Source organism: Terriglobales bacterium, assembly GCA_035624475.1.
Lineage (GTDB): Bacteria > Acidobacteriota > Terriglobia > Terriglobales > Acidobacteriaceae > DASPRL01.
The window spans coordinates 1-5,797 of the sequence record DASPRL010000146.1 but is presented as its reverse complement, the minus strand read 5'-3'; the positions used below and the strand labels follow the sequence as shown (position 1 = coordinate 5,797).

Genomic DNA, 5,797 nt, shown 5'->3' with positions numbered 1-5,797 from the left:
CTCTACGCGTACTTGCAGACCATCGTGGTGGGCCTGAACAGCCTGCGCATCAGCCAGCGCGCGGAATCCATCCTGCAGGAGATCGCCTCTTTGGAGCTGGAGATGCGGAAGTTCTCGGAGAACTACGAGAAGCTGGGCACGCACCTGCGCAACGCCGGCAAGAGCTACGACGACTCGACCCGCGTCTTCGACAAGGTGGAGAGCCGGCTGGAACGGCTGGCGGGCAACGGCGCGCACGCCGACGCGCTGGGCGGGGAGCAGGCGAAACTGGCGCTGGAAGCGGAAAGCGGCGAGGCCCAGCGCTCCTCCAAAAAAACTTAAGGGGACGCGTCGCGCGTCCCCTGTCGGTTCCGAAACTGCTCAGTGTTTCTTTTTCTTCTTCGCCTTTTTCTTGGCTGCCATGGTTTCTATTCTCCCTTTCCATTCTTCATGGATGTGCAACGATGAATTGTTGCGTTGAAGAATGTATAGAGTCATTGAAAAACGAAGTCAAGTGAAAAATCGGCGACACGCGGCGGCGGAAACGCGCGCCGGAAAAAGAAAATCGCGCGCGCGCGAGGAGCGCCATCGTTGAACAACCCGCCGGGCTCGTTCACCACCAGCCCTGGATCTTGCCGAGCAGGAACAGGCCCACGCCGCTGAAGGTGTCCTGCCAGGCATGCGCCATCATGCCCGGGCGCAGACTCCTGCGCCACAGCGCGAGCACCCCGAAGAGCCCGCCGTAGACGGCGATCTGGGCCATGCGCCGCGGGCCCTGGTAGCCGTGGGCGGCGCCGAAGAGCAGCGCCTGCAGGAGGAGGCCGCCCCAGCGGCTGCGCGTCAGGGCGGCAAACTGGCGCTGGAAGAGTCCGCGGAAGATCACTTCCTCGCAGAATCCGGCGGTGAGGCACACCAACGGCCATAGCAGCAGCTCGAGGCCGTTGTGAGGAGCGAGGAATCCGATGGTCCGCCGCAGTTCTTCCAGATTCGTCCGGCCCAGGCCCAGCGCGAGCCCGACCCCGATCAGCACCACGGCGGAAGCGACCCAGAAGCCGACGGCGATGCCGGCGTCGAGCAGCGCGCTCTCGAAGGTAGGCCATTTGCCACCGACCAGTTCGCGCAGGGAGACGCGCTCACGGCGGATGCTGTACCAGACGAAACCGACCAGCGCCCACTCCAGGGCCACGGTGGTCAGGTACAGCGGGATGCGTCCGTGGCGGTCGGCTGCCTGCCGCTGCCTTCCCTGGCTCCCCCCGAACGAAAGAAGGCCCATGAGCACCAGGAGCAGGATGGTGTGCAGCCAAGGAGCGACCTTGCGGAGTTTGGCAGGGGGCGGAGCAGACGGCGCGGCGGCGGTGGCCAAGGCGGATGTCCCTTTCGACTCGCACGAAGAGCGCCCGGGCACTTTGCGGCGCTCCGGGCGCTCGCGACATCTTATAATGAGCGGCTGGAAATGCAATCAGGAGAACGTTCATGGCTCTGGAAGACGCAGTCATCATCTCGGCGGTGCGCACCGCGGTGGGGAAGTTCCAAGGCTCGTTGAGCGAGATGCGGGCGCCGCAACTGGGCGCGGTGGTGGTGCGCGAGGCGGTCGCGCGCGCCCAGCTCGATCCCAAGCAGATCGACGAGTGCATCCTGGGGAACGTCGTGGCGGCGGGGCTGGGGCAGAACCCGGCGCGGCAGGCGGCGCTCTACGGCGGCTTGGCGCCCGAGGTCGCGGCCATGACCATCAACAAAGTCTGCGGCTCGGGGCTGAAGGCGGTGGGACTGGCGGCGCAGGCGGTGCAGACCGGCAACAGCGAGATCGTGGTGGCCGGCGGCATGGAGTCCATGAGCAACGCGCCCTATCTGCTGCCCCAGGCGCGCAAGGGCATGCGGCTGGGCAACGCGCAGGTGATCGATTCCATGATCAACGATGGGCTCTGGGACATCTACAACGACTACCACATGGGTATGACCGGCGAGAACGTCGCCGAGAAATACAAGATCACGCGCGAGGAGCAGGACGAGTTCGCGCTCAACTCGCACCGCAAGGCGGTGGCCGCGTGGCAGGAGTGCCGCTTCGAATCGCAGGTGGTCCCGGTGGAGCTACCGCCCAAGAAGAAGGGCGAGGCGCCGGGGAAGTTCGCCAAGGACGAGTGCCCGCGTGAGGACACCACCCTGGAGGCGCTGCGCGCGCTCAAGCCCGCCTTCAAGAAGGACGGCACCGTGACCGCGGGCAACGCGCCCGGCGTGAACGACGGTGCGGCGGCGGTGGTGGTCACCACGGCGAAACGCGCGCAAGAACTGGGCGCCAAGCCGCTGGCGCGCATCGTAGCGCAGGCGGTCTCGGGCGTCGAGCCGCAATGGGTGATGATGGCCCCGGTGGGCGCGGTCCGCAAGCTCTGGCAGAAGACGGGATGGAAGAACGAGGATGTGGACCTCTACGAGCTGAACGAGGCCTTCTCGGTGCAGGCGCTGGGAGTGATGCGCGAGCTCGGGCTCGATCCCGCGAAGGTGAACGTCAACGGCGGGGCGGTGGCCATCGGGCATCCCATCGGGGCGAGCGGGGCACGCATCCTGGTGACGCTGCTCTACGAGATGATCCGGCGCGACGCGCACAAGGGCGTGGCCGCGCTCTGTCTGGGCGGCGGCAACGCGGTGGCCATGGCGGTGGAACGCTAGAAACCATTCTTCCCTCAGAGCCTAAGGGCTCTTCTTCTTGCGTGCTTAGCGGCACGACGAAAGTCGTGCCCTCCCGGAAGCTCATCCACAAGGGCTCGGGCGCCATGCCCGCGCGGGCTGTGATGCCCATCACAGCCAGGGGGGCAGAAATCGCGGTCTTCTAGAGCGGGAGACGCGTGTCCCAGCCGCCCTCCCGCAAGCATGCTGTTCAAGACCTTGAGCGCCGCCGTCTTCGGCATCGACGCCAGCATCGTCGAGGTCGAGGTCGACGTCTCGGGCGTGAAGCTGAACGAGGACCACTTCGTCACCGTGGGCCTGCCCGACGCGGCCGTGCGCGAGAGCCGCGACCGCATCCGGGCGGCGCTACGCAACTGCGGCTACGACATCCCCCCGACCCACATCACCGTCAACCTGGCGCCCGCCGACATCAAGAAAGAAGGCTCGGGCTTCGACCTGCCCATGGCGCTGGGCATCCTGGGGGCCTACGGCGCGCTGGCCAAGAAGGATGTCCCGGATTACGTGTTCGTGGGCGAATTATCGCTGGACGGCGGGGTGCGCGGCGTACGCGGGGCGCTGCCCGTGGCCCTGGCGGCGCGCGTGGGCAAGATCCGCAACCTGATCGTGCCCGAGGTGAATGCGCGCGAGGCGGCGGTGGTGGGCGAGGTCAACGTCTTTCCGGTGCGCTCGCTCATGGACGTGGTGCAGTTGCTGAACAAGGGCAACGGGCGGGCGCCGCTGCGCGTGGACCCGAACGCCGCGCTCCAGGAGTCGCAGCAGTTCGCGGTGGACTTCCGCGACGTGCGCGGGCAGCAGACCGCCAAGCGCGCGCTGGAGGTGGCCTGCGCCGGCGGCCACAACATCCTGATGATCGGGCCGCCGGGCTCGGGCAAGACCATGCTGGCCAAGCGCGTGCCCACCATCCTGCCGCCGCTCACCTTCGAAGAGGCGCTGGAGACCACCAAGATCCACAGCGTGGCCGGAGTGCTGGATGCGGGCGCGGGACTGGTGGGCGTGCGGCCCTTCCGCGCGCCCCACCACACCATCTCCGACGCCGGGCTGATCGGCGGCGGCGTGATCCCGCGGCCGGGCGAGGTCTCGCTGGCGCACAACGGCATGCTCTTCCTGGACGAATTGCCGGAGTTTCCGCGCAACGTGCTGGAGGTGTTGCGGCAGCCGCTGGAGGACGGCACGGTGTGCATCGCGCGCGCGGCTATGTCGCTGACCTTTCCGGCGCGCTTCATGCTGGCGGCGGCCATGAATCCCTGTCCCTGCGGCTACTTCAACGATCCCAGCCGCGACTGCCACTGCACCCAGCCCATGATCCAGCACTACGTCTCGAAGATCTCGGGGCCGCTGCTGGACCGCATCGACATCCACATCGACGTGCCGGCGGTGAAGTACCGCGAGATGCGAGGGAGCGCGCCGCCGGAGGGCTCGACCCAGATCCGGGAGCGGGTGCTCAGGGCGCGGGAGAGGCAGTTGCAGCGCTTTGCGGCGGCGGGAGAGCGCATCTTCGCTAACGCGCAGATGACGCCGCGGCAGATCCGGACGTACTGCGAACTCTCGCCCGACTGCGAGACGCGGCTGGAGCGGGCCATGACCCAGCAGGGCCTGAGCGCGCGGGCGCACGACCGGATCCTGAAGGTCTCGCGGACGATCGCCGACCTGGAGGGCGCAGCCGAGATCAGCCCCAAGCACATCGCCGAAGCGATTCAGTACCGGACCTTGGACAGAACTTATTGGGCATAGGGATCCTTCGCTTCGCTCAGGATTTCGCCTGCGGGCTCCCGCTTCGCTCACGCCCGCAAAGCGGCTCAACATCGCCGAGGCCATCCAGTACCGCACGCTGGACCGGACGTATTGGGCGTAGGTCAGGTGGCAGGAGGCAGGGGTTCGGGGCGAAGAAAATGCAACTCTTGGGGCGGAATCTGCATCCATACAGGTGTCGCTGCCGCGGAGTCCAGCAACAAGGCCATTAGAATCATACGGTTACAGAGAATGATTGCGTGGCCCCGGCGGCATCCGGTAGGGTGTAGGCAGGCATGGCGGCGGCGATCCAACCAGGTGGGAGGAACAGAACGATGCGTTCGGACAAGGTATTCCCGGCGGTGAAGGCGGTGAAAAACCGCTACCTGCTGTGCCAGCTGGCGGCCCAGGCGACGCGCAAGTTTCACCGGCCCAACGCCCGGGTCCAGGACACCATGAACGACGTCCTCAACCGGTTCGCCCAGTCGGCCGGACCGGAGACCCTGGTAGCTCAGAAAACACTTGCCCCGGCGGAGCGGCGGGCTGCATAATACAGCTTGCCGCACGCCCTGTGCGGCAGACTCTGCGAAGCGCTTGGCGGTACCCCCCTTTTAAGACTCCATCTTCGAAACCCAACTCTCACCGCAGGTGAACATGACAATCGCCGAACTGAAAGAAAAGAACATCACCGAACTGACCAAGATCGCGCGCACCCTGGACCTCCCCGGCGCCAGCGGCATGCGCAAGCAGGACCTGATCTTCAAGATCCTCCAGGCGCAGAGCGAGAAGGAAGGACACATCTTCGCCGAGGGGGTGCTGGAGATCCTGCCCGACGGGTACGGCTTCCTGCGCTCCCCCGACTACAACTATCTGCCCGGGCCGGACGACATCTACGTCTCCCCCTCGCAGATCCGCAAGTTCGACCTGAAGACGGGCGACACTATCAGCGGGCAGGTGCGTCCGCCGCACGAGGGCGAGAAATACTTCGCCCTGGTCAAGATCGAGGCGGTGAACTTCGAGTCGCCCGACGAGGCGCGCAACAAGATCCTCTTCGACAACCTGACCCCGCTCTACCCCCTGGGCCGCATCAAGCTGGAGACGGTGAAGGAGAACATCACGGCGCGGGTGATGGACCTGCTGACGCCCCTGGGCAAGGGGCAGCGCGGGCTGATCGTATCGCCGCCGCGCGCCGGCAAGACCATGATCCTGCAGAACATCGCCAACTCCATTACCACCAACCATCCCGAGGTCGTGCTCATCGTGCTGCTGATCGACGAGCGCCCCGAGGAAGTCACCGACATGCAGCGCTCGGTGAAGGGCGAGGTCATCAGCTCGACCTTCGACGAGCCCGCGGCGCGGCACGTGCAGGTGGCGGAGATGGTGATCGAGAAGGCCAAGCGCCTGGTGG

Annotated in this window: 6 protein-coding genes; 5 read left to right on the top strand and 1 reads right to left on the bottom strand. The window is 66.3% G+C overall.

From position 1 onward, the window contains the following. Positions 1–321, top strand: a 321-nt coding sequence (gene rmuC, locus VEG08_06195; protein ID HXZ27575.1) for a DNA recombination protein RmuC, incomplete at its 5' end; no start/stop codon positions are given. Positions 322–592: 271 nt separating this feature from the next. On the opposite strand, the gene VEG08_06190 is transcribed toward rmuC, so the two are convergent. Beyond that, positions 593–1,342 carry a CPBP family intramembrane glutamic endopeptidase gene (locus VEG08_06190; GenBank protein ID HXZ27574.1) on the bottom strand — a complete coding sequence of 250 codons (750 nt, stop codon included), beginning with the start codon at positions 1,340–1,342 and terminating at the stop codon, positions 593–595. 116 nt (positions 1,343–1,458) lie between these two features. Here VEG08_06190 and VEG08_06185 point away from each other — a divergent pair, with 116 nt between their 5' ends. From VEG08_06185 to rho, 4 genes are all read left to right on the top strand, one after another. Further along, the gene (locus VEG08_06185; GenBank protein HXZ27573.1) at positions 1,459–2,643 is read left to right on the top strand and encodes an acetyl-CoA C-acetyltransferase; all 1,185 of its coding nucleotides are present in this window, start codon (positions 1,459–1,461) and stop codon (positions 2,641–2,643) included. A gap of 201 nt (positions 2,644–2,844) precedes the next feature. Next, a complete protein-coding gene (locus tag VEG08_06180) occupies positions 2,845–4,392 on the top strand; it encodes a YifB family Mg chelatase-like AAA ATPase (protein HXZ27572.1) in 1,548 nt (515 codons plus the stop codon). 332 nt (positions 4,393–4,724) lie between these two features. Beyond that, positions 4,725–4,940, top strand: coding sequence for a DNA-directed RNA polymerase subunit omega (locus tag VEG08_06175; GenBank protein HXZ27571.1), 216 nt, complete (start codon positions 4,725–4,727; stop codon positions 4,938–4,940). A 103-nt stretch (positions 4,941–5,043) separates the two neighbouring features. Then, a partial coding sequence (gene rho / locus VEG08_06170; GenBank protein ID HXZ27570.1) for a transcription termination factor Rho occupies positions 5,044–5,797 on the top strand: 754 nt, incomplete at its 3' end.